This is a genomic window from Lysobacter sp. CFH 32150 (genome assembly GCF_022758295.1).
GTDB lineage: Bacteria > Pseudomonadota > Gammaproteobacteria > Xanthomonadales > Xanthomonadaceae > CFH-32150.
Map to the genome: position 1 here is coordinate 471,831 of NZ_JALDWJ010000002.1, position 25,064 is coordinate 496,894.

General features: G+C 65.4%; 25 protein-coding genes. 6 read left to right on the forward strand and 19 right to left on the reverse strand.

The genetic code is table 11. The features are described from left to right. The 5 genes from MO486_RS05630 to MO486_RS05650 all read left to right on the forward strand — a co-directional run bounded on the left by MO486_RS05630 (position 1) and on the right by MO486_RS05650 (position 5,812). A complete protein-coding gene (locus MO486_RS05630; protein ID WP_242905187.1) occupies positions 1 to 555 on the forward strand; it encodes an RNA polymerase sigma factor in 555 nt (184 codons plus the stop codon). Further along, the gene (locus MO486_RS16440) at positions 552 to 1,436 is read left to right on the forward strand and encodes a hypothetical protein (protein ID WP_305037357.1); all 885 of its coding nucleotides are present in this window, start codon (positions 552 to 554) and stop codon (positions 1,434 to 1,436) included. Before MO486_RS05630 ends, MO486_RS16440 begins: the two co-directional genes overlap by 4 nt. Beyond that, complete coding sequence (locus MO486_RS05640) at positions 1,433 to 2,020, forward strand: YigZ family protein (protein ID WP_242905188.1); 588 nt, start codon at positions 1,433 to 1,435, stop codon at positions 2,018 to 2,020. The genes MO486_RS16440 and MO486_RS05640 overlap by 4 nt, the downstream gene beginning before the upstream one ends. Continuing rightward, entirely contained in the window at positions 2,020 to 3,783 is a 1,764-nt protein-coding gene (locus tag MO486_RS05645; protein WP_242905189.1) for an ABC transporter transmembrane domain-containing protein, read from the forward strand. Before MO486_RS05640 ends, MO486_RS05645 begins: the two co-directional genes overlap by 1 nt. A gap of 172 nt (positions 3,784 to 3,955) precedes the next feature. Beyond that, positions 3,956 to 5,812, forward strand: coding sequence for a tetratricopeptide repeat protein (locus MO486_RS05650; protein ID WP_242905190.1), 1,857 nt, complete (start codon positions 3,956 to 3,958; stop codon positions 5,810 to 5,812). A 70-nt stretch (positions 5,813 to 5,882) separates the two neighbouring features. Here MO486_RS05650 and MO486_RS05655 read toward each other — a convergent pair whose 3' ends face one another. From MO486_RS05655 to MO486_RS05700, 10 genes are all read right to left on the reverse strand, one after another. After that, positions 5,883 to 6,377 carry a L,D-transpeptidase family protein gene (locus MO486_RS05655; RefSeq protein WP_242905191.1) on the reverse strand — a complete coding sequence of 165 codons (495 nt, stop codon included), beginning with the start codon at positions 6,375 to 6,377 and terminating at the stop codon, positions 5,883 to 5,885. Continuing rightward, the gene (locus MO486_RS05660; RefSeq protein ID WP_242905192.1) at positions 6,374 to 8,056 is read right to left on the reverse strand and encodes an acyl-CoA dehydrogenase family protein; all 1,683 of its coding nucleotides are present in this window, start codon (positions 8,054 to 8,056) and stop codon (positions 6,374 to 6,376) included. Before MO486_RS05660 ends, MO486_RS05655 begins: the two co-directional genes overlap by 4 nt. Before the next feature lie 93 nt (positions 8,057 to 8,149). Continuing rightward, positions 8,150 to 8,356, reverse strand: coding sequence for a cold-shock protein (locus MO486_RS05665; RefSeq protein WP_242905194.1), 207 nt, complete (start codon positions 8,354 to 8,356; stop codon positions 8,150 to 8,152). A gap of 226 nt (positions 8,357 to 8,582) precedes the next feature. Next, positions 8,583 to 9,338, reverse strand: a complete 756-nt coding sequence (locus MO486_RS05670; protein ID WP_242905354.1) for an S-methyl-5'-thioinosine phosphorylase — start codon at positions 9,336 to 9,338, stop codon at positions 8,583 to 8,585. Continuing rightward, on the reverse strand, positions 9,335 to 9,922 hold the full coding sequence (locus MO486_RS05675) for a hypoxanthine-guanine phosphoribosyltransferase (RefSeq protein WP_242905196.1): 588 nt from the start codon (positions 9,920 to 9,922) through the stop codon (positions 9,335 to 9,337). Before MO486_RS05675 ends, MO486_RS05670 begins: the two co-directional genes overlap by 4 nt. Next, positions 9,919 to 10,917: a beta-N-acetylhexosaminidase gene (nagZ, locus tag MO486_RS05680; protein WP_242905197.1), complete on the reverse strand. Its 999-nt coding sequence runs from the start codon at positions 10,915 to 10,917 to the stop codon at positions 9,919 to 9,921. Before nagZ ends, MO486_RS05675 begins: the two co-directional genes overlap by 4 nt. Positions 10,918 to 10,921: 4 nt before the next feature. Then, complete coding sequence (locus tag MO486_RS05685; RefSeq protein ID WP_242905198.1) at positions 10,922 to 11,443, reverse strand: CYTH domain-containing protein; 522 nt, start codon at positions 11,441 to 11,443, stop codon at positions 10,922 to 10,924. A gap of 3 nt (positions 11,444 to 11,446) precedes the next feature. Beyond that, positions 11,447 to 12,760: a 23S rRNA (uracil(1939)-C(5))-methyltransferase RlmD gene (gene rlmD / locus MO486_RS05690; RefSeq protein ID WP_242905199.1), complete on the reverse strand. Its 1,314-nt coding sequence runs from the start codon at positions 12,758 to 12,760 to the stop codon at positions 11,447 to 11,449. Between the two features lie 112 nt (positions 12,761 to 12,872). Continuing rightward, positions 12,873 to 13,466, reverse strand: coding sequence for a YdbL family protein (locus MO486_RS05695; protein WP_242905201.1), 594 nt, complete (start codon positions 13,464 to 13,466; stop codon positions 12,873 to 12,875). 40 nt (positions 13,467 to 13,506) lie between these two features. Further along, positions 13,507 to 15,543, reverse strand: a complete 2,037-nt coding sequence (locus MO486_RS05700) for a hypothetical protein (protein ID WP_242905203.1) — start codon at positions 15,541 to 15,543, stop codon at positions 13,507 to 13,509. A 33-nt stretch (positions 15,544 to 15,576) separates the two neighbouring features. Between MO486_RS05700 and MO486_RS05705 the strand changes: the two genes are divergently transcribed. Next, the gene (locus MO486_RS05705; protein WP_242905204.1) at positions 15,577 to 16,287 is read left to right on the forward strand and encodes a response regulator; all 711 of its coding nucleotides are present in this window, start codon (positions 15,577 to 15,579) and stop codon (positions 16,285 to 16,287) included. Here MO486_RS05705 and recO read toward each other — a convergent pair. From recO to rpoE, 9 genes are all read right to left on the reverse strand, one after another. Then, positions 16,279 to 17,016, reverse strand: a complete 738-nt coding sequence (recO, locus tag MO486_RS05710; protein WP_242905205.1) for a DNA repair protein RecO — start codon at positions 17,014 to 17,016, stop codon at positions 16,279 to 16,281. The genes MO486_RS05705 and recO overlap by 9 nt on opposite strands. A 17-nt stretch (positions 17,017 to 17,033) precedes the next feature. Then, on the reverse strand, positions 17,034 to 17,930 hold the full coding sequence (gene era, locus MO486_RS05715; RefSeq protein ID WP_242905206.1) for a GTPase Era: 897 nt from the start codon (positions 17,928 to 17,930) through the stop codon (positions 17,034 to 17,036). 25 nt (positions 17,931 to 17,955) lie between these two features. Beyond that, positions 17,956 to 18,627 carry a ribonuclease III gene (gene rnc, locus MO486_RS05720; RefSeq protein WP_242905356.1) on the reverse strand — a complete coding sequence of 224 codons (672 nt, stop codon included), beginning with the start codon at positions 18,625 to 18,627 and terminating at the stop codon, positions 17,956 to 17,958. Beyond that, the gene (locus MO486_RS05725; protein ID WP_242905207.1) at positions 18,623 to 19,003 is read right to left on the reverse strand and encodes a DUF4845 domain-containing protein; all 381 of its coding nucleotides are present in this window, start codon (positions 19,001 to 19,003) and stop codon (positions 18,623 to 18,625) included. The genes rnc and MO486_RS05725 overlap by 5 nt, the downstream gene beginning before the upstream one ends. Before the next feature lie 19 nt (positions 19,004 to 19,022). Next, positions 19,023 to 19,820, reverse strand: coding sequence for a signal peptidase I (gene lepB, locus MO486_RS05730; protein ID WP_242905208.1), 798 nt, complete (start codon positions 19,818 to 19,820; stop codon positions 19,023 to 19,025). A 98-nt stretch (positions 19,821 to 19,918) separates the two neighbouring features. Further along, the gene (gene lepA / locus MO486_RS05735) at positions 19,919 to 21,712 is read right to left on the reverse strand and encodes a translation elongation factor 4 (protein ID WP_242905209.1); all 1,794 of its coding nucleotides are present in this window, start codon (positions 21,710 to 21,712) and stop codon (positions 19,919 to 19,921) included. A 171-nt stretch (positions 21,713 to 21,883) separates the two neighbouring features. Next, positions 21,884 to 23,407 carry a DegQ family serine endoprotease gene (locus MO486_RS05740; RefSeq protein ID WP_242905211.1) on the reverse strand — a complete coding sequence of 508 codons (1,524 nt, stop codon included), beginning with the start codon at positions 23,405 to 23,407 and terminating at the stop codon, positions 21,884 to 21,886. A gap of 58 nt (positions 23,408 to 23,465) precedes the next feature. Then, positions 23,466 to 24,299, reverse strand: a complete 834-nt coding sequence (locus MO486_RS05745) for a sigma-E factor negative regulatory protein (RefSeq protein WP_242905213.1) — start codon at positions 24,297 to 24,299, stop codon at positions 23,466 to 23,468. Then, positions 24,296 to 24,943, reverse strand: a complete 648-nt coding sequence (gene rpoE / locus MO486_RS05750) for an RNA polymerase sigma factor RpoE (RefSeq protein WP_242905214.1) — start codon at positions 24,941 to 24,943, stop codon at positions 24,296 to 24,298. The genes MO486_RS05745 and rpoE overlap by 4 nt, the downstream gene beginning before the upstream one ends. Between the last annotated feature and the right edge of the window lie 121 nt (positions 24,944 to 25,064).

Below are 25,064 nucleotides of genomic sequence, written 5' to 3' on the forward strand. Positions count from 1 at the left end.
ATGAACGACAGCGCCGAAGCCAGCGATGAGCGCCTGATGCTGGCTTGGGCGGCCGGTGAGACTGCCGCTTTCGAGCAGCTGTATGCGCGCCACCGCCTCCGGCTGTACCGGTTCCTGCTGCGGCATCTGCGCGACGGGGCATTGGCCGACGAGCTGTTCCAGGACGTGTGGCAGAAGGTGATCGCCGCCCGCGCCGGCTGGGTGCCGGACGCCCCATTCGGTACCTGGCTGTACCGGATCGCCCACAATCGCCTCACCGATCACTGGCGGGCATTGAAATACCGCCCGCCCGTACCCGAGGACGGCGACGAGCGCGCCGCCCGTATACCCGATCCCGACACCCCCGAGCGCAACCTGTCGGAATTCGAACAACGCCGACGGCTGCAACTCGCCCTCGATGAACTGCCGGAGGAACAGCGCGAGGTCCTGCTGCTCAGGCTGGAGCAGGAACTGACGCTGGAGGAGATCGGCGCCATCACCGGCGTCGGTCGCGAAACGGTGAAATCGCGATTGCGCTACGCGATGGACAAGCTGCGCACCAGGTTGCACGAATGAACATCCACGACGAACCGCTGACGCCTGAAGAGCGCGTGCTGGCACAGCGCCTGGCGCGACTCGGCCCGCATGGCGAGCCCTCGCCGGCGCTGGATGCGCGCATCCTCGCCGCCGCGCACGCCGCGACGACGCCGGCACGCAAGCGGACCCCGCGCTGGCCAGTCGCGTTCGGCATCGCCGCCTCGCTGGCGCTGGCGGTCGGCATCGCTTGGCAGTTGCGGCCGTTGCCGGAAGCCACGGTGTACGACGAAGCGGCCAGCGCAGCGTCGGTGCAGGCGGAATCGAGCGGAATGACGGCCGAGAGCGCCGCCGACACGGCGGCTCAACCCAAGGTCGAGTTGCCTTCGGCGGACTTCAGCAAGCCTCCGGCCGCCCAAGTCGAAGCACGCAGAGCGCGGAAGGTCCTCCAGCGCGGCGTTCCCCCTGTCGAATCCGCAGCGGCTGGCACTGCCGCCAAAGCCGAGCCGCAGGCGTTTCCGCAGCCGGTCGCTCCTCCTCCTGAGGAAACGGCGGTAGTGTTCGACGAGCCGACACCCGTCGCGGTACCTGCACCCCCTGCACCGCCCCCCGCCTCTGCCGCGACGACTGCGGCGCCAGGACTGGCCGCGCCTGCCGCTGCCCGCGAAAGCCACAACGCGCAGGGCTTCGCCCGGCAAAAAAACGTCGCAGCCGATGCAGCAATGGATACCTTCGAAGCCGACGAGGAAGTCGTTCCGCCCGCCACCGCGGACAGCCCACAGGTGCGCGAGGCCTGGCTGCAGCGCATCCGCGAACTCGCAGAAGCCGGCAAGACCGACGAAGCGCGCGCCAGCCTGCGCGAGTTCCGTCATCGTTACCCCGCGCACACCCTGCCCGAAGATCTGCGTGCGCTGGCGGAATGAGCGACACGCTCGCCGCACCCGTCTCGCACGCCATCGAGGTCAAGCACAGCCGCTTCCTCGCACAGGCCGCGCCAGCGACCACGCCTGAAGCTGCCCTCGCCTTCCTCGCGCAGGTCGCGGACGACGCGGCGACGCACAACTGCTGGGCTTACCGGATCGGTGGCGAATACCGTTCGAGCGACGATGGCGAACCCGCAGGCACTGCCGGACGCCCGATCCTCGCCGCCATCGACGGCCAGGGATTCGATCAGGTGATGGTCGTGGTCACACGCTGGTTTGGCGGTGTCAAGCTCGGCGCAGGCGGCCTGGTGCGTGCCTACGGGGGCGCTGCTGCCGAATGCCTGCGTACGGCGCCTCGCCGGCCGTTGATCGCCATGCGTGAATTGGAACTGCGTGCCGGCTTCGACGATATCGGTGCCTTGCATGCTGCACTCGCCGCGCATGGCGGCGACAAGCTCGACGAATCCTTCACTGCCGAAGGCCTGCGCCTGCGCGTGCGTTTGCCCGCCGATCGCGTCGAAGGCTTGAAACTGCAGCTGCGCGACGCCACCCGTAACCGGGTGCGCTTCGACGACAATGCCTGATGCCCGACGCTCCCGATCCGAGCCAGACCAAAGCCCCCCTCAGTAGCCTGCGCGCGTTGTGGCCGTTCGTGCAGCGCCAGCGCGGCCTGTTCATCGCCTGGCTGATCGCGCTTGCCGCCTCGTCGACCGCGACGCTGAGCCTGCCGCTGGCGGTGCGCAGGATGATCGACCATGGTTTCAGCAGTGCAGGCAACGTCGACGCGGCCTTCATGCTGCTGTTCCTGGTCACCGTTGCCTTGGCACTGGCGACCGCGGCGCGGTTCTATTTCGTCTCTCTGCTGGGCGAGCGCGTCGTTGCCGACCTGCGACAACGCCTGTACGGCCACCTGCTCGCGCTCGACCAGGCGTTCTTCGAGCGCACCCGCAGCGGCGAACTGGTGTCGCGCCTGAGCGCCGATACCGAGCTGCTGAGAAGCGTGGTCGGTTCGAGCATGTCGGTGGCGCTGCGCAGCTTCCTGATGGTGCTGGGCAGCATCGTCATGCTGGTCGTGACCAGTCCGCGCCTGGCCGCTTACGCGCTGGTCGGGATTCCGTTGTTCGTGCTGCCGATCGTGATGGGCGGACGCCGGTTGCAGAAGATCTCGCGACAGAGCCAGGATCGCGTGGCCGACGCCAATGCGCTCGCCAGCGAAGTGCTCGGCGCGGTCCGCACTGTGCAGGCGCACGCACGCGAGCCCTACGAACGCGGTCGCTTTGGCGACGCGGTCGCGCGCGCAGTCGCCACTGCACGCAAGCGCATCGGCGTGCAGGCGATCGTCACCGCGGTTGCCATCACTGCGATTTTTGGCGCGATCACCATCGTGCTGTGGTCTGGCGCGCACGATGTGATCGCCGGTCGTCTCAGCGCCGGCACCTTGGGCCAGTTCGTGCTGTACGCCTTGTTCGGTGGCGGATCGGTTGGCGCGCTGGCGGAAGTGTGGAACGAGTTGCAACGCGCTGCTGGCGGCATGGGACGGATCAGCGAACTGTTGGACGAACGCGCCCACGTCGTCGGCCCCGCACGACCCGCTGCGCTGCCGCAACCACTGCGTGGCGAATTGCATTTCGATGACGTCGTCTTCCGTTACCCGTCGCGTCCGGATGCAGCTGCGCTGGATGGCTTCACGCTGCACGTACGGCCCGGCGAAACCGTGGCGCTGGTCGGCCCCTCCGGTGCGGGCAAGAGCACGGTGTTCTCGTTGCTGCTGCGCTTCCACGATCCGCAGTCCGGCCACGTGCGCGTCGACGACGTCGACGTGCGCGAACTCGATCCGGCCGCATTGCGCGAACACATCGCCCTGGTCCCGCAGTCGCCGACCATCTTCGCCACCACCGCCGCCGACAACATTCGCTATGGCCGCCTCGGCGCCAGCGATGGGGAGCTCATCGCCGCGTCGAAATCGGCCGAGGCGCATGAATTCCTGTCGGAACTGCCCGATGGCTACGCCAGCGAACTCGGCGAACGCGGTGCGCGGTTGTCCGGCGGTCAGCAACAACGCGTGGTGATCGCGCGTGCCCTGCTCAAGAATGCGCCGATCCTGTTGCTGGACGAAGCCACCTCCGCGCTCGACGCGCAGAGCGAACGCGCGGTGCAGCATGCGCTCGAAAACCTGATGCAGGGCCGCACCACCCTGGTCATCGCCCATCGCCTCGCCACGGTGCTCAAGGCCGACCGCATCGTCGTCATGGATCGCGGCCGCATCATCGCCGAAGGCACCCACGACGCACTCATGGCCCAGGATGGGCTGTACGCGGAGCTGGCGAAGCTGCAGTTCCTGGATTGACCGCCCCCCCAACCAAGCGATCCACTCGGACTGACCGCACATCCGTGCTTTAGGCGTTTGGCTGGGTGGCTGGAATCAGTCCGGCAGGACTCAACCGGGGAAGGGCGTTGATCGATCGGATTGCTCACGCATCGGGCCGCATCGCCACGGTTGGCGCGAAGCAGGACCGAACATGCCCCTGATCGCAGAACTGAAGCGCCGCAACGTCATCCGCATGGCCGGGCTGTACCTGGTCGGTGCGTGGCTGATCGTGCAGGTGGCGGGCACGGTGCTGCCGATGTTCGGAGCGCCCGGGTGGTTGCCGCGGAGCATCGTGGTTCTGCTGGCGCTGGGCGCCCTGCCCGCGTTGATCTTCGCCTGGGTGTTCGAGTTGACGCCGGAAGGCTTGAAACGCGATGCCGACGTGAAGCCGGAGGAATCCATTGCGCCACAGACGGCGCGGCGCATGGAGCGGATGATCCTGGTCCTGCTGGCGCTCGCGCTGGCCTACTTCGGCTTCGACAAATTCGTGCTCGCACCGCGTCGTGCCGCAGTGATGGTCGCCTCGGCGGCGGCTTCGGCCGCGAAACCAGTGCCTGCGACGGTGAGCAAGTCCATCGCCGTGTTGCCCTTCACCGACCTCAGCCCCAATCGCGACCAGGAATATTTTTCCGACGGCATGGCCGAGGAAATCCTCAACGCGCTCGCGCAGGTGAAGGATCTGAAAGTCGCCGGTCGCACGTCGTCGTTCCATTTCAAAGGTCGTAACGAGGACCTGCGTGAGATCGGTAGAACGCTCGGTGTAGCCCACATCCTGGAAGGCTCGGTGCGCAAGCAAGGTGACAAGGTGCGCATCACCGCGCAACTGATCCAGGCATCGGATGGCACCCACATGTGGTCGCATGCCTACGATGGCGACCTTAGCGATGTCTTCCAACTGCAGGAGAACATCGCGCGCGCGATCACCGACCAGCTGCAAGTGGTGCTGGAAGGCGAGCAGCGTGCGCGCCTGGTCCCGGTCGCGACGAGCAACCCGGACGCCTACTCGCTGTACCTGCAGGCCACCGCCATCTTCGACCGGCGCGATTATCCGCGCTTCCCCGACGCCCTTGCCGATCTGCACCAGGCAATCAAACTCGATCCGAAATTCGCCCGCGCCTATTCGCGCCTGGCGGCGCTGACCGTCGTCACGAGTTCCTACAGCGACATCGATCTGTCGCAGGCACATGCCGATGTGCTGGAGCACGCGCGCGAAGCGCTGGCGCTCGATCCGACCTTGGCCGAGCCGTACGCCGCCATGGGCCTGTCCTACGGCAAGCTGCGCGGCGGCTATCTCAAGCAACGCGAGGCCTTCGATCGCGCGCTGCAGATCGATCCGGACGATGTCACCAGCAACTTCTGGTACGGCCTGAGCTTGATCATGACCGGCTACCACGAACGCGGCGTCGCCCTGCTCGACCACGCGCTGGCGGTCGACCCGATGATGCCGAACGTGGTGCGCTGGCGCGGCAACATGTACCGCTACGCGGGTGACATCGAGCGCGCTGAGCAATACCTCAAGCAGGCGAGATCGGCCGGCCTGCCACTGGCCAACCGCGAGCTGGCCGAGATCGCTTTCGATCGCGGCGATGCCGCCACGGCGATCCGGATCTGGCCCGAAGGGTCGCGTAACTTGTTGCGCGCGCTACCGTCAGGCAGCACGGAAGTGCTTGCAGAGGGAATGTTCGGCGATGCCTCCGCGCGGCAACGCGCCCTGGCGGTGCTCGATACGTTCCTGTCCAAGCCGCACAAGCAGGTGCCCGGACAAATTCCGCTGACCCTGATCAAGCTTGGCCAACCGAGCCGCGCGCTGGAACTGCTGCGCACCACGCAAGGCACCGACAACAGCGATTTCTTCGCGCTGATGTGGAGCCCGGCCGGCAAACCGCTACGCGCGCTGCCGGAGTTCCCCGCGTTGCTGAAGACGATGGGCTTCATCGAGTTATGGGAGAAGTACGGCCCGCCGGACCTGTGCAAACGGGTGGCGCCACGCGAATACGTCTGCGAGTAGCGCATGAGCCTGCTTGCCGAACTCAAGCGACAGTCTTCAAGCAGTGCCCACACCGCGCGGTAAAAAGACCTCAAGGATCGATGCGGATCGGGATGCCTGTCGGCACCAGGCTCCAGACTTCCTCGATCTCGGCGTCGGTCAGTGCGATGCAACCGTCGGTCCAATCGAACGGCCATGCCGATGAGTTACCACCATGGATCATGATGTCGCCGCCCGGATCGACGCCGCGGCTGCGCGCCTGCCGGCGGTCCGCCGCATTCGGATACGACACGCGCAATGAAAGATGGAAACGGCTGTTGGAGTTGCGACCGCTGATGCGATATTCACCTTCGGGCGTACGCTCGTCGCCCTGCTGGCGCTTGGGCCCGGCAGGCGCGTCGCCGAGCCGGATGCGGTAGCTGCGGATCACCCGGCCGTTCCGGAACAGCTGCATGCGCCGTTCGGATTTGTCGACGACGATGCGATCGGCGAACTCGGACGGCTTGGCCATATCGGGCGCTTGCCGGGCCAGCACCGCCACTGGCAGAAGCAAGGCGAGCAGCAGACCGTAGCGGACATGCCTCATTCGGGCGGCAATCCCCTGCCGAGCATTGCCTTGAAATCGATATCGGTCGGCAAGGTGCCCAAGGCGAGTCCGTGCTGCCCGGCGAGCCGGCTGCGGCAGAACGCTTCGGCGACCGGGCTCGATGCACGCAGTAGGACGGAAGCCTGCAAAGCCAGTGCAATGCGTTCGACCAGGAAGCGGGCGCCGGCTTCGAGATCACCCGGCTTGGCCAGCGTGTTCCTCAGCGCTTCGGTCTCGACGTCGAGTGATGGCGACAAACCCGATGCAGCCGTGAGTTCCGCCAGCAACACCACGCCCGTTTCCGGCTCGCGGTGCAATGCGCGCAGCACGTCGAGGCACTGGATGTTGCCGCTGCCTTCCCAGATCGAATTCAACGGTGCCTGCCGGTACAGGCGCGGCAGGATCGACTCCTCGACGTAACCAGCACCCCCGAGGCATTCCTGCGCTTCGTTGACGAAAGCCGGCGCGCGTTTGCAGATCCAGTACTTGCCGATCGCGGTGGCGATGCGCGCGAACGCGGCCTCGGCCGGATCACGCGGCGCGGCGTCGACCGCGCGCGCCACGCGCATCGACAAGGCCAACGCAGCTTCCGACTCGATCGCCAGGTCGGCCAGCACGTTCTGCATCAGCGCGTGCTCGGCGATGCGTTTGCCGAACGCGCGGCGATTGCGGCAATGGTGCAGGGCCTGCGCCAGCGCCATGCGCATCTCGGCGGCGGAACCGAGCATGCAATCCAGGCGCGTGAGCATCACCATCTCGAGGATGGTGGCGATGCCGCGTCCTTCCTCGCCGATGCGTCGCGCCCATGCGCCGCAGAATTCGACTTCAGACGACGCATTGCTCCAGTCGCCCAGCTTGTCCTTCAGCCGCATCAGCCTGAAGGCATTCTTCGTGCCGTCGGGCAAACGCCGCGGCAGCAGGAAGCAGCTGAGCCCACCGCGCGCCTGCGCCAGCACCAGGAAGCCGTCGCACATGGGCGCGGAGAAGAACCACTTGTGGCCGACGAGGTTGTATTCCCCGTTTGAAGCAGCACCATCGATGGAGAGCGGCGTCGCGGTCGTCGTATTGGCGCGCACGTCGCTGCCGCCCTGCTTTTCGGTCATGCCCATGCCGACGGTGGCACCACGCTTGTCGGCGATCGGCACTTCGCGCGGGTCGTAATGCGCCGCGGCGGCTTTCTCCGCCCATTCCGCCAGCGCAGGCTCGTGCCGCAGCACCGGCACCGCGGCGTGGGTCATGGTCAACGGGCAACTCGTGCCGGGTTCGACCTGGTGGTGCAGATAGCTCAGCGCCGCGCGCGCGACATGCGCGCCCGGTTGCGATGCGGTCCACGACAGGCCAGCAACGCCGTGTTCGATCGCGGCCTGCATGACCGCGTGGTAGCTCGGATGGAACTCGACCCGGTCGATGCGCTGGCCGAAGCGGTCGTGCGTGCGCAATCGGGGTTTGTCGCGGTGGGCGTCGAAGCTCAGCCGGTAGAGTTCGTCGCCGGCCACGGCGCCGTAGCGTGCGATGCGTTCGGCGAATTCCATCCCGCCTTCGCGCTGCACCGCCTCGCGTAGCGCCATGTCGTCGGCCCACAAGTCGCGTGGTGCGAACTCCGGTGGCTGGTTGTCGACGAGGTGCGTTTCGAATGTGTTCGCTTCAAACGCATGTGTTTCAAGCGGCGGCGTAGGCATCGGCGACTCCGTTGCAACTGCGGCGATTGTGCGCCTGCGGCCATAAAAAAGCCCCGCCGGAGCGGGGCTTGAAAGAGTCGTCTTGGCGTTTCTTCAGGCGACAGGCACTACGCCGGCGGCTTGTGCGCCCTTCGGGCCTTGGGTGACCTCGTAGCTCACGCGCTGCCCTTCCTGCAGGCTGCGGAAGCCCTTTGCGCTGATCGCCGAGTAATGCACGAACACATCGGCGCTGCCATCCTCGGGAGCGATGAAGCCAAATCCCTTGGCGTCGTTGAACCATTTCACGGTGCCGTACTGCATATCCTGTGTGACCTCGTCTGTGTGCGGTATGCGTGCGCTGGCGCGGGGGCGGCCATGGCACACGGCGCGAGTATGCAAAGCGCGCGCGCCGCTGACAATTACTTGCGTCTCATTTGTCGGGATGCTGCTTCCTGCAGCATCCCGACATCACGAGTCCGGCACAGCTCCGGACTCGCCCACGCGGCCCTGCCGGACCGCGGGCAGGACATCCCTGTCCTGCGCAGACCTAGCGGTCTGCCAACAATTCCTGCAACAGGGGCAACAGGCCTGCAGAGGCTGCGTCCACGTTGGCCAGCACCTCTTCCATCGTGATTTCAGCGCTATCCCCGCAACCTGCAGCCCAATTCGCGACGATTCCCAGGCAGGCATAACTGAGACCCAGTTCACGCGCCAGGCCCGCTTCCGGCATGCCGGTCATGCCGACCAGGTCACAGCCGTCGCGCTTCATCCGCGCGATTTCGGCCTTTGTTTCCAGGCGCGGTCCCTGGGTGGCGCCATAGCAACCGCCATTCACCACGGCGACCTGCGCGCGCTGCGCCGCAGCAAGAATCTGCGCACGGAGCGCGGGGGTGTACGGATCACCAAAATCGACGTGCAGCACTTCGCTGCCCTCTTCCTCGCTGAGCGTGGAGACGCGCCCCCAGGTGTAATCGATCAACTGGTCCGGACAGGCCAACACGCGCGGGCCATAGGCCTCTGTGATGCCGCCGATGGTATTGAGCGCGAGCACGCGGCTGGCGCCGACCATCTGCAACGCGACCAGGTTGGCGCGGTAATTGACCTTGTGCGGCGGCACGCTGTGGCCTTCGCCATGTCGGGCGAGGAACGCCACGCGTTTGCCGGCGAGCATGCCCACGCGCACCGGACCCGACGGAAAGCCATAGCGCGTTTCCGGCAGGTGGCTTTCGACCTGTTCGAGCGCGGCGAGTTTGTAGACGCCGGTACCGCCGATCACCGCCAGTGCGATGTCGTCCATGCTCAGTCCTTCAGCGCGTAGATCGCGGGCAGATTGCGGCCTTGTTCGTGGTAATCCATGCCATAGCCGAAGACGTAGCGATCCGGGACGTCCAGGCCGGCGTAATCCGCGCATAGGCCAGGGACACAGCGGTCGTGGCGTTTCACCGCGAGCGCGGCGATGCGCACCTCGCGCGCACCTTCGCCCAGGCACCACTCGCGCACTGCGGCCAAGGTGTGGCCTTCGTCCACGATGTCGTCGACCAGCAGTACGCGGCGGCCACGCAGCGGCGTGGCCGGACGATGCTTCCAGGCGAGTTCGCCGCCGGAGGTCGCGCCGCGATAGCGCGTTGCATGCAGGTAGTCGAACTCGAGGTCGAGTCCGCGCGCCCCCAATTCCAGTGCCAGTTGCCCGGCGAATGGCAGGGCGCCGTGCATTACGGTGAGGAATACTGGTCTGGAGCACGCGCCGTCGTGCGTAGCGGGCACATCGCCGGCATAGTCGTTGCAGATGGCCACTGCCATCGTTGCGATCACCCGCTCGATGGCAGGGCGATCGTGCACCACGTCGGCATTCGCCAGCGCGACGGCGAGCTCGTGCGCCTGGCTCATGCGAGGCCACCCGACAATCGCGCCTGCGCGTGCCCGTAGCGTGCTTCGGCGAGCAAGCTGTCCCACCCCATCGCACCGCGCCGGATCAGCCCGGTCACCACCGTGGTGTCGAGCTTGCGATTTTCGACCGCAGCCAGCGACTCGACGACCAGTTCCGGATGGCAGACCAGCACCACATCGCAGCCGGCATCGAGGTGCGCGTCGATGCGTGCCTTGATGCCACCGGCCGAGAACGCCGCGGCCATGCCGATGTCGTCGGAGAACACCACGCCTCCGAAACCCATTTCGGTACGGAGGATGTCTTCGATCCAGCGCTTCGAATAACCGGCCGGTTCCGGCGCAACTTGCGGATAGGCGACGTGCGCCATCATCACTGCCTCGGCCTTGGCCTCGATGCCGGCGACGAAAGGCACCAGGTCGAGCGCGCGGATCTCGTCCAGCGAACGCGAATCGACCGCGTCGTCGAAGTGCGTGTCTTCCAGCACCGAGCCATGGCCCGGGAAATGTTTGAGCGTCGCCGCCATGCCTGCAGCGTGCATGCCGCGTACATAGGCACGGGTGAATTCGGCGACGACCTGCGGGGTGGCCGAGAACGCGCGATCGCCGATGGCGCGATTGCCGCGGCCGAGATCGACCACCGGCGCGAAACTGAGATCCACGCCGCTGGCGCGCACTTCGCTGGCCATCAACCAGGCGTGTTCCTGCGCGAGCTCGAGCGCGGCGACCGGATCGCGCTCATACAGGCGTCCGAAATTTTCGAGCGACGGCAGCGCGCTATAGCCCTCGCGGAAGCGCTGGACGCGACCGCCCTCCTGGTCGACACAGATCAGTTGCGGCCGTGGCGCGGCTTCGCGGATGGCGGCGGACAACTCGGCCACCTGCGCCTTCGAGGCGAAGTTGCGGGTAAACAGGATCACGCCGGCGCAGGCGTCGTGCTGCAGCCAGTCGCGCTCCTGCGCATTCAATTCGGTACCGGCGATGCCGATCACGAGCATTGCATCACTCCTTCAGATCCATGGCGTTGCGCTCGGCCTCGCTCCATTGCGAGTACGGGTGCGTGGCCAGGGCCAGATTGTAGTAGCGGAGCGCGTCGGTGGCCTCGACGCCGAGCCAATCGGGCCTGGCGAAGTGCTCCTCCGCGCTTTTGAGCTCGATTTCGGCAACGACCAGGCCAGCGTTGTCACCGAGGAACTCGTCGACTTCCCAAAGGTGCCCGGCGTGTTCGACGTAGTGCCGGCGCTTGTCGATCACGCCACCGACGCACAGCTCAAGCAAGGCGCGCGCATCGGCGACCGGGATCGGATAGTCGAACTCCTGTCGTGTGTGCCCGAGCTCGCGCGACTTCAGGTTGAGGAATGCCGCATCGCCGGCGATACGTACGCGCACCGAGGTCCGCATCGCACCGCTGTCGACGGTAACTAGGTCGTTGAGGTAGCCCTGCGCCATGGGCACGACTTCGTGCGCAGTTGCGCGCCAGCCGTCACTGGTGACGAGGAACTTGCGTTCGATTTCGATTCCCATGGCTCAGGGCTCGAACATCGCGATGCTTTCCACGTGCGCGGTATGCGGGAACATGTCCATCACGCCCGCCGCACGCAATTTCCAGCCACGCTCGTTGACCAGGTAACCGGCATCGCGCGCCAGCGAAGCAGGATGGCAGCTGACGTACACGATCCGCTTCAAGCCTTTGAGTGGCAGTTGCTTCAACACCACGTCGGCGCCGGAACGGGGCGGATCGATCAGCAGACGGTCGAAGCCGGCACGCATCCACGTGTGCCCCGCCAGGTCCTGGGCCAGGTCGGCGGCATGGAATTCGGCGTTCGCGAGGCCGTTGTGCGCGGCGTTTTCGCGCGCGCGCCGCACCAGCCCGGCATCGCCTTCGACGCCGACCACCTCGCGTACCCCGCGCGCCAGCGGCAGGGTGAAATTGCCGAGACCGCAGAACAGATCGAGCACGCGTTCGTCCGGTTGCGCATCCAGGAGCGTCATTGCGCTGGCGATCATCTTCTGGTTGAGCCCTGCGTTGACCTGGATGAAGTCGAGCGGGCGGAACTGCAATTCGACATCCCATTGCGACAACCGGAATGCGAGCTTCGGATGGTCCGGCCACAAGGCATGCACGGAATCGATGCCGCCGGGCTGCAGGAAGATCGCGAAGTCATGTTCCTGCGCAAACGCGACCAGCGCATTGCGGTCGCGTTCGCTCAGCGGGGCAAGGTGACGGAACACCAGCACGATGGTGTCGTCGCCGGCGATGAATTCAACCTGCGGGATTTCGCGGCGCCCATCCATGCCATCGATCAGCGCCGCCAGCGCCGACACCTTCGTGCCGATCTGTGGGATCACGGTGTGGCATTCGGACAGGTCGGCAACGAAACGTGGATCGTTCTCGCGGAAGCCGACCAGGGTCTTGTCCTTCTTCTCGACGCGACGCACCGAGAACCGCCCCTTGCGCCGATAACCCCAGGCGACGTCGGTCAACGGCGGCAATACCGTTCCCGGGGTGACATGGCCGATGCGCTCGAGGTTTTCCAGCAGCACGCGTTGCTTGGCATGGATCTGCTGCTCCTCGGCCAGATGCTGCAGCACGCAGCCACCGCAGGTGCCGAAGTGCGGGCAGCGCGGCACGACCCGATGTTCCGATGCGCGCAGGACTTCCAGCGTCTTCGCTTCATCGTAGTGGCGCGAGCGCGCCGTCTGTTGCGCCATCACCTGCTCGCCCGGCAGCGCCCCGGCCACGAACACGGCCTTGCCATCGGGACGGCGGGCGACGCCACGGCCATCGTGACCAAGGTTGAGGATGTCGATCTGGAACGGCGTCTGGTCGATGCGGGCCACGGAATCACTGCGTTTCGGCGAGTCGGCTATTGTCTCAGAAGCCCGCACCCGCAGAACCCCGGAAACGACGACGGCCCGCGATTGCGGGCCGTCGTATCGACACAGTGCAGGCTTACTTCTGCTTCCAGCCGCCGCTCGCGTCCTGGTACCACCAGCCACTACGCGCGCTATCGACCCATTGCTTGGCGAACACGCCACGGATCTGTGCTTCCCATTCCGGATGGCCGTTGGCGACGGCGACTTCCTTATAGACCGCCTTGCGATCGCGGTTGTCGTCCGCCACCGCTTGTTGCGCGCTCACCCGGTCTTTCAGTGCCAGCTTGGCCGGATCGCGCACGACGACGAGGCCATCGCGGCCGAACCCGAGCGCACCGGAGTCGAAGCCCGCACGCAATGCGCTATCGAAGCGTGCTGCCATGCGCGCCTGGATCGCCTGGATCGCGGGGGTCTTGATGGTGATGTCCGGTTGACCCTGCGCATAGGCGCTACTGATGCCGACCAGCGACAGCCAGTCGATGCGCATCGCCATGCCGCCACCATCGGGCTTGGCCTCGGGTTGTTGTTCCTTGATCTCGTCGCCGATGACCTTCTCGACGAACTCCTTCGCCGCTTCCTTGGCCTCGGCAGCCGGGAAGTACACATTGATCGTCACGCACGCGGTCAGCGCAAGCGCTGCAGCGATCGGCATCCCCATCCAACGACGCATAACGCTCTCCTATTCGACTTCCGGTTATTTCGACTACGAATCATTCGACCACAGGTTTGACATCGCCCTTGCCCACCGCTGCCAGACGTTCCAGCAGCGTCGGCCAATCGACCTGGCGATTGAAGCCGACTACGTTCAGCCGTGGCACGCCGGAACCTTCGACGATAGTAAATCCCTTCGCTTCTGAATAAGAGCTATCAGCTGAATGGAGCCCTCCCATTTCGCAGACCTCGTTCGCCAACCGGCAGGTGATGCCGATGCGGGCATAGCCGAAATCGTCGAACAGGCCGATCAGCTGGCCCTGCAGGCTGGTGATGAACGAAGCATCACCGACGCTGGAAATATTCTGCACCGCGCGCTGGCTGATGCGCTGGCGCACGCCCGGCTTGCGCTCGGTATGCAGGTCGGCATCGAACGCGGTCGCGTTCCAGTCGACCAGGCGCAGGTCGCTGATGCGACCATCGAGACGGCCGGTGATGCTGCCGAAGTCGAATACCTCGGTCAGGGCCAGCAGGTCCAGATCGTCGAGGGCGAGATCCGCGGACAACGTCGGCGCCACGCCGAACGGGCGTTCCATCGACAACGCCGACACCCGCACGCTGCCATCGAAGACGTGCATCTCGAGGCCACCATCGAAGTCGAGCCGGTCATTGGCGTATTGCGCATTCGGAATGCGTCCGCTGAGTTCGCCGCGGAACGCCGGCCAGTCCAGGGCCTGCGCCAGCTTGCCGACATCGAGGCGATCCAGGCTGAGGCCGAAGCGCATCGTCATGCCCTGGTCGCCGGCCGGCGGCCGCAAGGCAAGGCCGTCGAAACGCAGGCTGCCGCCAAGCATCGGCACCGTGACGGCCTCGCGCAGGCGGAGCGTGCCGTCGCGGCTCGCCAAAGGCCAGGTGGCTGCACCGAAATCGAGTCCATACAGTTGACCGCCTTGCCAGCGCAGATCGCTGCTGGTGGCCGAACTCGCGGAGAACCGCACGTCGCCATCCAGCCTGTCGAAACGGAAACGACCCTGTGGATCACGCAGGGCGATTTCGTGCAGCCCGGCATCGAGTGCGGCGAGGCGGCCATCATCGACGCGCAGGCTCAAATCAAGCGCGCCTGCCAGTTCGAGATCGCCAAGGCCGAACAGGCCAAGCCAGCCGGACAGGTAACGTTCGCGCAGCGGCGAGACATCGCGACTGCTGATGCGCAGATCGAGTGCCCCCAGGTCGACAGCTGGCGTGAACGCCGCGCTACCTTCGGCCACGAGTGCATTGCCATCGCGCCAGGCGATGCGCGGCAGGCGCCAGCCCTCGCCAATCGGTTGTTCACCTGCAATGTCCAATGCGATCGGCGACTGCGGCAAGGCGACATAAGTGTTGCCAGCGAGGAACTCGCCCCCGCGCAGCTCACCATCGAGCGTCAACAGAGACGTTGCCTGAAGCTTGCGATAGTCGATGTCGAAACGGCCGCCGAGATTTTCCGCCGCGATGCTGCCGTCGGTCGTATCGAGTCCCACGGCCTTTGCCACCAACTGGCCATCGATGCGCAAGGGCGCGTTGGTCGGCGCTCGCACGGTGAGCAGGCCATCCAGGGTGCCGGATTTGAATCGCGCGTCCTGCCATGCCTGGGTGAGCAGCGCCTGGACCCAGGCCACGGGCACGCGCGTCAGTTCCAGCGCGGTGAAATCCGGCGTCGCTGCTTGCCGGCGCAAGGCGAAACGCGCATCGCGCCGGGTGAGTACGGCATCGGTGCTGGCAGTGCCCAAAGCCAGCGACAGTCGCAACGGCTGACTGCGTCCGCTGCGCAACACGCCATCGCAGCGCCAACCGCCCTGCCCATCGCCTTGCAGTGGGCATCGCCAATGGACGTCGCGGTAGTGATAGCCAAGGTCGACGGCGTCGATCTGACGGGCATGCAACTCGAGATCGCCCTGCGTCGCCTGCGCTGGCCAGTCCAGGCGCACGCTGACGCCTTCGAGCGTCGCCACCGCAGTGTTGATCTTCGCGATCCTTGCCTGCAGCGTCCGCGCCTGCGCCGGCCAGAACCCGGCCAGCAGCAGGACGATCAGCAGAGGTAACATCGGTCGCGACATGGAGGAAGCATACCGACGCAAAGGGAGCTTGCGATGAAGCCACGCCTTCCACATATCCTGCTGGTCGAGGACGACCCGACCAGCCGCACCTTTCTCGCCGCCGCAGCGGAAGCGCTGCCCGCCATCGTGGACACGGCCGATTCGCTGGCCACTGCCCGGGCGCTGGCGACAATGCACGCTTACGATTTATGGCTGATCGACGCGAACCTGCCCGATGGCAGTGGCATCGAGTTGCTGCAGCAGTTGCGCCAGCGCGCGCCAACACCGGCACTGGCGCATACCGCGGCACGCGATCGAAGCGCACTGGACCCACTGCTCGATGCGGGTTTCGTCGAAGCGCTGATCAAACCACTCAGCTCCGCGCAACTGCAGGGGGCATTGCGTCGGATCCTGGGTCATGACGACGTCGCAGAGGAGGCAACGTCGACCGGTTGTGGCAAGCTGCCCACCTGGGATGAGGAAGCCGCGCTCGATGCGATGAACGGCAACCGCATGCACGTGGAAGCCTTGCGCAAACTTTTCCTGGGCGAACTCGCAGCACAACGTGATGCCGTGCTCGCGGGACTGCAAACGAGCGACGATGGGATCGTGCATGCGCAACTGCATCGACTGCAGGCCAGTTGCAGTTTCGTCGGTGCCGTGCGGCTCGGCGCAGCGGTCAAGCGGTTACGGGACGGGACAGCGTCGATCGCTGCGCGCGAAAGCTTCGCGCACGCGGCAGCGGACACGCTGGCTTCAGCCTGAGCGCGCGGGTGCCAGCCGACCGAGTTCGGCCAGCATTTCCCAGGACTTCAAACCACGCCCGCCCAGGTGATGCTCCAGTACCGAGCGTAAGGCACGGCGCAAGCCGGTCAGGTCCTCGACGCCGGGCATGCGGTCTTCGGCCAGCGCCAGCAAGGCACGGCCAGTCGCTGCGCTGGTGCGGTCGCCGTGACCGCGATCGCTGAGCAGGCGGCGCGCGCCATGCTCGGGATCGAGCCGGTAACGCGCCGCCGGATCGATCGGCACGCCATCGCCATCTACGTCGAATGCGATACCGAAGCCGAGCGCATCGAGCAGGTCACGCTCGAAACGGCGCAGCGTCCACGCCAGCGGCTCACCGGCACCGAGGCGCGCACGGGTTTCGCCGTACGTCGCATAGAGTTCCGGATGCGGATCGGAACGCGGCGCCAGCCGCAACACCAGCTCATTGAGATAGAAGCTCGCCAGCGCGGCATCGCCTTGCAATTGCGGTGCGGCATCCAGCGCCTCCGCTGCGCGCAACTGCGCCAACTCGCCACGTTGCACGGCGTCCAGCCGGATGTGCTGCAGCGGTTGCAATGCGGCGCGTAGTACGTGCCGTTTCGGCCCTTGCACGCCGCGCGCGACCAGGCCAAGGCGACCGTGATGCTCGCTTAAGACTTCCACCAGCAGGCTGCTTTCGCGCCACGGCCGCGCATGCAGCACGTAGGCCGGCTCGGCCTCGATGCGCATTTCAGTCGCGGCTTCTATCAGTCATGGTACCCAAGCGTTCGCAATGCGGCTTCGTCGTCCGACCAGCCCTCGCGCACCCGCACCCAGGTTTCGAGGAACACCTTGCGGTCGAACAGCCGCTCCATCTGCTCGCGCGCGCGAGTTCCGATGTCGCGCAGGCGCTCGCCGCCCTTGCCGATCACGATCGCCTTCTGCCCTTCCCGTTCGACCCAGACCACCGCACCGATGCGCAGCAACTGGCCGTCTTCGACGAAGCGTTCGATCTCGACCGTCGTCGCATACGGCAACTCGGCGCCGAGCAGGCGCATCAGCTGTTCGCGCACCAACTCGCCAGCAAGGAAGCGCTGGCTCTTGTCCGTGATTTCGTCTTCCGCATACAGCGCCGGTTGTTCCGGCACCAATGCCAGGAGACTGTCGACCAAGGCTTCCAATCCCTTGCGCTTCAACGCGGAGACCGGATGCACCGCGGCGAACTCACGCCCTTCGCTGACCTTCGCCAGGAACGGCAGCAACGTGGTCTTGTCCTTGGTCCGATCGACCTGGTTGACGGCCAGCACCACCGGAACGCCGGTCGCGCGCAGTGCGTCGTAGGCAAGCGTGTCCTCGTCGTCCCAGCGGCCGGCCTCGATCACCAGCAACGCGGCATCGACGCCTTCCAGCGCACCGCGCGCGGCACGGTTCATCCAACGGTTCATCGCCTTCTTCTGTTCGCGGTGGATACCTGGCGTATCGACCAGCAGCAGTTGTCCTTGCTCGAACGTAGCGATACCGAGCAGACGATGGCGCGTGGTCTGGGGGCGGTTGGAGGTGATGCTGATCTTGGCGCCGACGAGCGCGTTGACCAACGTCGACTTGCCGACGTTGGGACGGCCGATGACGGCGACGTGGCCGGCGCGATAAGTGGGGGAATTCATGCGGGGATTGTAGGGCTGAAGCGGTCTATCGGTGGCGATCAACCTGTTGCAGCACCGCTTCCGCCGCCATTTGCTCCGCTGCGCGGCGCGAGCTGCCCTCGCCTTCACAGCTGATCGCGGGGTCAGTCAGGCCGCATTCGACACGGAAGATCTTGGCGTGCTCGTCTCCGCTTTCGGACAACAGGGCGTAGATGGGCAGCGGCTTCTGCCTGGCCTGCAACCATTCCTGCAACCGGGTCTTGGCATCCTTGCCGAGCTTGTTCGGTGGCGGCAGTGCCGCGATCGAGGCCTCGAACCAAGGCAAAACCACGGCACGGCAGGTTTCGAAGCCGGCATCGAGATGAATTGCGGCGACCAGGGCCTCGAGCGCATCGGCGAGGATCGAATCGCGCCGGTGGCCGCCGGATTTCAGTTCCCCGGGGCCGAGGATCAGCCGCGAGCCGATGTCGAGTTCGCGGGCAATGACTGCTAGCGCCGATTCGCGCACCAACTCTGCACGCGCGCGGGTCAAGGTGCCCTCGTCGGCTTTGGGCCAGTATTCGAACAGTGCTTCGGCGACGATCAGGTTGACCAGCGCGTCGCCGAGGAATTCCAGGCGCTCATTGTGTACGGCGGCCGCGCTGCGATGGGTGAGGGCCTGCGCAAGCAGGCCCGCATCCTTGAATGCATGACCGAAGCTATCGTTACGTCCGTTAATCGGAAGGACCGCCGTGGACCAGATCCTGGGTCGCCGTGAACTTGCCGACGACGTCCAGGTTGTAAATCAGCGGCTTGCGCACTTCATAGTTCACCGTCATTTTCCAACCGCCTTCCATGCGCTCGATCTTGACGTGTTTATCTTCGACGTTCTCCGAATAGTTCACGTAGAGACGGCGAAAGAACAGGTTGCGGATTCGGTCTGGAGACGAATTGTTGATCCCAGGCTCCAGCGACATGCCCTTCATCGCCTGCTTGACGCCGTAATACTCGGTGTACATCGGGATCACTTTCATGCCGGTGTAGATGAACACACCTGCCACCGCCAACACGAAGATGAACCCGATCAGGGTCATGCCACTCTGCGAACGCTTCATCTGCCCCTCTCCCCTTGGATTACGGAATGCCGGAACCGACCCGCGAAAAATCGATGCCCCCGGCGCTGCGGTCGAAATTCATCCAAATCAGGAACGCCTTACCGCGCAAGTTCGATTCCGGCAGGAAGTGTGTCTGCCAGAACCGGCTGTCCTCGCTATTATCACGATTGTCGCCCATGACGAAATAGTGACCCGCGGGCACCGTCCACTCCCCTTCCCCTTGAATGAAGAACGGCAAATCGTCGCGTTCCAGGACCGGATGCGGTCGATTGGGCAGGTCCTCCTGCATCAGGGACGCGCCGGTCATGTCCGCACCTCGGCCTTTGCCGATGTAGCGTCCGAGCGGCCGGTAGGTCAATGGTTCACCGTTTACGTAAACCTGGTTGTCGCGATAGGCCACGGTATCGCCGGGCAGGCCGATCACGCGCTTGATCCAGTCCTGTTCCGGATGGTGCGGTGGCCGGAACACCGCCACGTCGCCGCGCTTGGGTTCGCCGATGGCGATGATCTTCTGGTTGTTGATCGGCAGGCGCAGGCCGTAGGCGAATTTGTTGACCAGGATGAAATCGCCGATCAGCAGCGACGGCATCATCGAACTGGACGGAATCCGGAACGGCTCGGCGATAAAGCTGCGCAACACCAGCACCACCGCCAGCACCGGGAAGAAGGCCCGCGAATAGTCGACCAGCACCGGCTCCTTGGCCTCGAGCAACCCGGCGCGCTCGGCACGACGCTTGGCCAGGAACAGCCGATCCAGCAACCAGATGATGCCGGTGGCGAAGGTCAAGGCCACCAACGCGATTTCAAACCAACGCATGCGAGCTCCTTCGGAGCATGAATCGGGAAAGGGGAAATCGGTAAGGGAACCGGAACCGCGAGCTTATCGATTCCTTGTTCCCGATTCCGCATTCCCGGCTATTTGTTGTCCACCTGCAGCACGGCGAGGAAGGCCTCCTGCGGGATTTCCACCCGTCCGACCTGCTTCATCCGTTTCTTGCCCTCTTTCTGCTTCTCCAACAGCTTCTTCTTGCGCGTCGCGTCGCCACCGTAGCATTTCGCCAGCACGTTCTTGCGCATGGCCTTGACCGTGGTGCGCGCGATCACTTGTGCACCGATCGCTGCCTGGATGGCGACGTCGAACATCTGCCGCGGAATCAGTTCCCGCATTTTCTCCGCGATTTCGCGGCCGCGGCGATCGGCGTGGGCGCGGTGCACGATGAGGCTCATCGCATCGACCTTGTCGCCATTGATCAACGTATCCACGCGTACGAATGGACCGGCATCGAAGCGGACCAGGTGATAGTCAAGCGATGCATAGCCGCGGCTTACCGACTTGAGCCGGTCGAAGAAGTCCAGCACGACTTCGGCCATGGGGAGTTCGTAGCTGATCTGCACCTGGCTGCCGAGATACTGGATCCCCTGCTGCGAACCGCGCTTTTCCTCGCACAGGGTGATGATGTTGCCGACGTAGTCGGGCGGGGTCAGGATCGTGGCGAGAATGATCGGCTCGCGGATTTCCTGCAGCCTGTTGGCCGGCGGCAGCTTCGCCGGGTTGTCCAGCGGCATCACGCTGCCATCGGTCAGCAGCACCTCGTAGATCACGGTCGGCGCAGTGGTCACCAGGTTCAGGTTGTACTCGCGCTCCAGCCGCTCCTGCACGATCTCGAGGTGCAGCATGCCGAGGAAACCGCAGCGGAAACCGAAGCCCATCGCCTCGGAGGATTCCGGTTCGAAGCGCAGCGCGGCATCGTTGAGCTGGAGCTTTTCCAGCGCCTCGCGCAGTGCCGGATAGTCATCGGAATCGACCGGAAACAGCCCTGCGAACACCCGCGGTTTCATTTCCTGGAAGCCCGGCAGCGGCTGCGCGGCGGGCAAGCTCGCCAGCGTCAGCGTGTCGCCGACCGGTGCGCCGTGCACGTCCTTGATCGACGCGTTGATCCAGCCCACTTCGCCGGCGCCGAGTTTCGGCAGATCCTTGCGCTTGGGGGTGAACACGCCGACCTTGTCGACCAAGTGGGTACGGCCCGTGGACATCACCAGGATCTTGTCGCCGGGCTTGATCTCGCCCTGCATGACGCGGACCAGCGAGACCACGCCGAGGTAGTTGTCGAACCAGGAATCGATGATCAGCGCCTGCAAGCGGTCGGTATCGCGCGGCTTCGGCGGCGGGATCCGCTTGACGATCGCTTCCAGCACCTCGATCACGTTGAGGCCGGTCTTGGCCGATATCGCCACGGCGTCTTCGGCGTCGATGCCGATGACCGCTTCGATCTCTTGCTTGACCCGTTCGATGTCGGCCGTCGGCAGGTCGATCTTGTTCAGCACCGGCACCACTTCCAAGCCTTGCTCGACAGCGGTGTAGCAGTTGGCGACCGACTGCGCTTCGACGCCCTGCGCCGCGTCGACCACCAGCAGCGCGCCTTCGCATGCGGCCAGCGAACGCGAGACTTCGTAACTGAAGTCGACATGTCCGGGCGTGTCGATGAAGTTGAGCTGGTAGGTCTTGCCGTCCCTGGCCGTGTACGGCAGCGAGACGGACTGGGCCTTGATGGTGATGCCGCGCTCGCGCTCGATCGGATTCGAATCGAGCACCTGCGCCTCCATCTCACGGGCTTCAAGCCCGCCACAGAGCTGGATGATGCGATCGGCCAGGGTCGACTTGCCGTGATCGACGTGGGCAATGATGGAGAAGTTGCGGATCAGCTGCATGCGGGGCGGCGCATCGCGCCGTCTCTCGAGAAATTAACGCGGAATTATCGCATACCGCCTAGCTTCCTCCCCTGAAGCCAGGAGGGTAGCGACTCGCTTTGAACCTCCGCGCCCGCAGGCGCAGCCTGCGAGCGTTCCTCGGTGTACGAGCCAGTGGCTCGCAGGCACCTCTCACCCAGCGCCACGTCCCTCGCCCGCCGTCACTGCGACGAACTGCGTCCGTCCGCCGCGATGCACAAGCAGCATCACGGTCTGACCATCCTTGATGCCTGCCAGGCTCCGATCGAGGGCGGCGACATTGCCAACGCTGGCGCGGCCCACCGACAGAATCACATCGCCCGGTTGCAGCTGGGCGGCAGCGGCAGCGCCATCCACGCGTGCGATCCGCACGCCTTCGCCAGCTTCCAGGCCCAGGCGCTGGCGCTCGGCAGGGGCCAGGTCCTGTGCGACGAGGCCCAGCACGTTGCTGCGACTGGTGGCGGCGGGGGCGTCGTCAGGCGTGGGCAGGTCGCTGCCACCGCTGGCCAGGCTTTCGTTCAATTCGGACAGCGTCACCGTGAACTCACGCGGTTTGCCATCCCGCCAGATCGTGAGCTTGACCTTCGAGCCGGGCGGCATGCTGCCGATCATCGGCGGCAGATCGCTGGCCACATTCACCGCACGGCCGTTGACCGCGCGGATGACGTCCATGCGTTCGATGCCCGCACGCGCGGCCGGGCTGCCAGCGACCAGGTCGGCAACCAAGGCACCGCCGCCGTCAGGCAAACCCAATGCACGGGCCTGATCGCTGTCGATCTGCTGGATGGACACGCCCAGTTGCCCGCGACTCACCTTTCCGGTCGCCTTGAGTTGCGACACCGAGTTCATCGCCACATCGATCGGGATGGCGAAACTCACGCCCATGTAACCACCGGAATTACTGAAGATCTGCGAATTGACGCCGACTACTTCGCCACGGGTGTTCAGCAGCGGGCCGCCGGAATTGCCGCGATTGATCGCCACGTCGGTCTGGATGAAGGGGACGTAGCGCTGGTCGGCGTACGGATTGGCACGACCCACGGCACTGACCACGCCGGCGGTGACCGACTGGTCCAGCCCGAACGGCGAACCGATCGCCACCACCCATTCGCCAGGCCGCAGCTTGCTGGAATCGCCGGTGCGCAGGGCCGGGAGGCCCGTCGCGGCGATCTTGAGCAGGGCAATATCGGACGCCTGGTCGCTGCCGACCACCTTGGCCTTGAACTCGCGGCGATCGGACAGCTTGATCGTCACCTCATCGGCGCCATCGACCACGTGGTGGTTGGTGAGCACGTAGCCGTCGTTCGAAATCAGGAAGCCGGTACCCATCGACACGCCGCCGCGCGGCCCCTGCGGCATCTGCGGGCCGCCCGGCGTTCGCGGCATCGCCCCCGGCGGCAACATGCGGCGGAAGATTTCGGGTAGGTCCTCCTCATCCGGCACTTCCATGCGCGCCTGACGACGCTCCGCAACCTCGGCGCTGATGTTGACCACCGCAGGACCGACCTGCTCCACCAAACCTGTGAAGTCCGGCAGACCAGTGACGATCGGTGCGGTCTGCACGGGCACTGCCGCCGCCCCTGTGGGGGTGGAAGCGGAGGTGGACGAGGTTTGTGCGGTACAGGCAATCGGCAGGGCGAGCATGCCGAGCACGGCGATGGTGCGAAGCGGTGTCATGGAATCGGCCTCGGAAATGCAGGTTGTTGGTGCGCAACTGCGTGTGTTGCGCGATGGATCAAGGTTGCGGACCTGCGTCTGGCGACGTCGGCCCGGCATTTTGTTCAGTCGAGGGCGAGGACGGCGACGACTCGAACGCAGGAAACACAGGAGTGCTGCCAACCGATCCGAAGTCGGTGGTCAATGCACCGCTGGCGCTGTATTGCGGCAGCACCGTTCGCGGCCAAGGACGCGTGGCCGGCAAGGTGACATCCGTGAACGGACTGACTGCCGCCGCCGCGGGCGGCGCGGCTTCGGCCACCACGATCGCTGTGGCCTCACGCTGCGATGCGCGCATCACGCTGCGCGGTCGCTGCTGTCCGCGGGCGCGCGGCCCGGCAGCACGGCGCCGCGTTTCGGTTTCACCGGCCACATCCGTATTCGCGTTCGCCAACAGGTTGCGTTCTGACTGCACGGGCGTACTCGGCGCGGCGGTGCCACCAAACAGCACGGACAGATTGCTGGCAGCGACGATCTGGTCGGAGGGACCCGCAGGCGAAGCGGTATCGGGCATCTGCTGCGCCATGAACAAGGCCGCTGCGGCCACGGACGCCGCCAGCGCCGCGCCACCCCCCCAACGCACCCAGCGCGCGCGCGCTGAAATCGCTGCCGGCGCCTGCGCACGATCCGCAACGATCGCCGCACTGACGCGCGCCGCGAACCCGGCGGGCAGCATCGCGTTGTCATGCCCGCGAAGCACATCGCCAACGACCTGCCAACGTTCCCAGCACTCGCCGAGTTCGTGGTCGTGCTGCAGGCGACGCAGCAGGAAGCGCGCCTGGTCGGGGGCGAGTTCGCCATCCATCAGGGCCGATAACTGCTGGCGGTGATGTTGTTCGATCTTCTCGCTCATGAGCGTGCACGCTCCCGCTTCGGTTCGGTATCCAGTAGTGGTCGCAATTCGTTGTCGATCGCCTCGCGCGCGCGGAAGATGCGCGAACGCACGGTGCCAATGGGGCAGTCCATCTTCTGCGCGATCTCCTCGTAGCTGAGGCCGTCGACCTCGCGCATGGTGATCGCGCTGCGCAATTCCTCCGGCAGGCGTTCGACCACGCGCATCACCGTGCGTTCGATCTCCTGCCGCATCAGTTCGCGCTCCGGGGTGTCGGTGTCGCGCAGGCGGATGCCGGAATCGAACTGTTCGGCGTCGGATACGTCGATGTCATCGGTCGGCGGTCGGCGGTTATGGGCGACAAGGTGGTTTTTCGCTGTATTCACGGCAATCCGGTGTAGCCAGGTATAGAACTGGGCATCGCCACGGAAGTTCCCGATCGCGCGGTAGGCGCGGAGGAACGTGTCCTGGGCGACGTCCTGGACCTCGCTCCAATCGTGGATGTAGCGCGAAATCAGCGCTGCGATCCGATGCTGGTACTTGCGCACCAGCAGGTCGAACGCAGCACTGTCGCCACGCTGCACCCGCACGACCAGCGCCTGGTCCAGCTCTTGGGGAGCATGATCCTGTGGAGCAGGTCCCTGTAACGACTCATCCTCGGCCATTCCGCGCCGGCACTCCTGCATGTCAGCTCGGCCTTGGCCGGGCAGTGGGACAACGGGTCGACTGGAAAGTTCAGTGGGCTTGGTCACGAATCACGGCTCAGCCGATGTGTTCCAGAGGGCC

Excerpts from the sequence above, each read along its gene's own strand:
- MO486_RS05630 (WP_242905187.1), top strand. The coding sequence starts at position 1 with ATGAACGACAGCGCCGAAGCCAGCGATGAGCGCCTGATGCTGGCTTGG.
- MO486_RS16440 (WP_305037357.1), top strand. The coding sequence starts at position 552 with ATGAACATCCACGACGAACCGCTGACGCCTGAAGAGCGCGTGCTGGCA.
- MO486_RS05640 (WP_242905188.1), top strand. The coding sequence starts at position 1,433 with ATGAGCGACACGCTCGCCGCACCCGTCTCGCACGCCATCGAGGTCAAG.
- MO486_RS05645 (WP_242905189.1), top strand. The coding sequence starts at position 2,020 with ATGCCCGACGCTCCCGATCCGAGCCAGACCAAAGCCCCCCTCAGTAGC.
- MO486_RS05650 (WP_242905190.1), top strand. The coding sequence starts at position 3,956 with ATGCCCCTGATCGCAGAACTGAAGCGCCGCAACGTCATCCGCATGGCC.
- MO486_RS05655 (WP_242905191.1), bottom strand. The coding sequence starts at position 6,377 with ATGAGGCATGTCCGCTACGGTCTGCTGCTCGCCTTGCTTCTGCCAGTG.
- MO486_RS05660 (WP_242905192.1), bottom strand. The coding sequence starts at position 8,056 with ATGCCTACGCCGCCGCTTGAAACACATGCGTTTGAAGCGAACACATTC.
- MO486_RS05665 (WP_242905194.1), bottom strand. The coding sequence starts at position 8,356 with ATGCAGTACGGCACCGTGAAATGGTTCAACGACGCCAAGGGATTTGGC.
- MO486_RS05675 (WP_242905196.1), bottom strand. The coding sequence starts at position 9,922 with ATGAGCCAGGCGCACGAGCTCGCCGTCGCGCTGGCGAATGCCGACGTG.
- nagZ (WP_242905197.1), bottom strand. The coding sequence starts at position 10,917 with ATGCTCGTGATCGGCATCGCCGGTACCGAATTGAATGCGCAGGAGCGC.
- MO486_RS05685 (WP_242905198.1), bottom strand. The coding sequence starts at position 11,443 with ATGGGAATCGAAATCGAACGCAAGTTCCTCGTCACCAGTGACGGCTGG.
- MO486_RS05695 (WP_242905201.1), bottom strand. The coding sequence starts at position 13,466 with ATGCGTCGTTGGATGGGGATGCCGATCGCTGCAGCGCTTGCGCTGACC.
- MO486_RS05700 (WP_242905203.1), bottom strand. The coding sequence starts at position 15,543 with ATGTCGCGACCGATGTTACCTCTGCTGATCGTCCTGCTGCTGGCCGGG.
- MO486_RS05705 (WP_242905204.1), top strand. The coding sequence starts at position 15,577 with ATGAAGCCACGCCTTCCACATATCCTGCTGGTCGAGGACGACCCGACC.
- recO (WP_242905205.1), bottom strand. The coding sequence starts at position 17,016 with ATGCGCATCGAGGCCGAGCCGGCCTACGTGCTGCATGCGCGGCCGTGG.
- era (WP_242905206.1), bottom strand. The coding sequence starts at position 17,930 with ATGAATTCCCCCACTTATCGCGCCGGCCACGTCGCCGTCATCGGCCGT.
- MO486_RS05725 (WP_242905207.1), bottom strand. The coding sequence starts at position 19,003 with ATGAAGCGTTCGCAGAGTGGCATGACCCTGATCGGGTTCATCTTCGTG.
- lepB (WP_242905208.1), bottom strand. The coding sequence starts at position 19,820 with ATGCGTTGGTTTGAAATCGCGTTGGTGGCCTTGACCTTCGCCACCGGC.
- lepA (WP_242905209.1), bottom strand. The coding sequence starts at position 21,712 with ATGCAGCTGATCCGCAACTTCTCCATCATTGCCCACGTCGATCACGGC.
- MO486_RS05740 (WP_242905211.1), bottom strand. The coding sequence starts at position 23,407 with ATGACACCGCTTCGCACCATCGCCGTGCTCGGCATGCTCGCCCTGCCG.
- MO486_RS05745 (WP_242905213.1), bottom strand. The coding sequence starts at position 24,299 with ATGAGCGAGAAGATCGAACAACATCACCGCCAGCAGTTATCGGCCCTG.
- rpoE (WP_242905214.1), bottom strand. The coding sequence starts at position 24,943 with ATGGCCGAGGATGAGTCGTTACAGGGACCTGCTCCACAGGATCATGCT.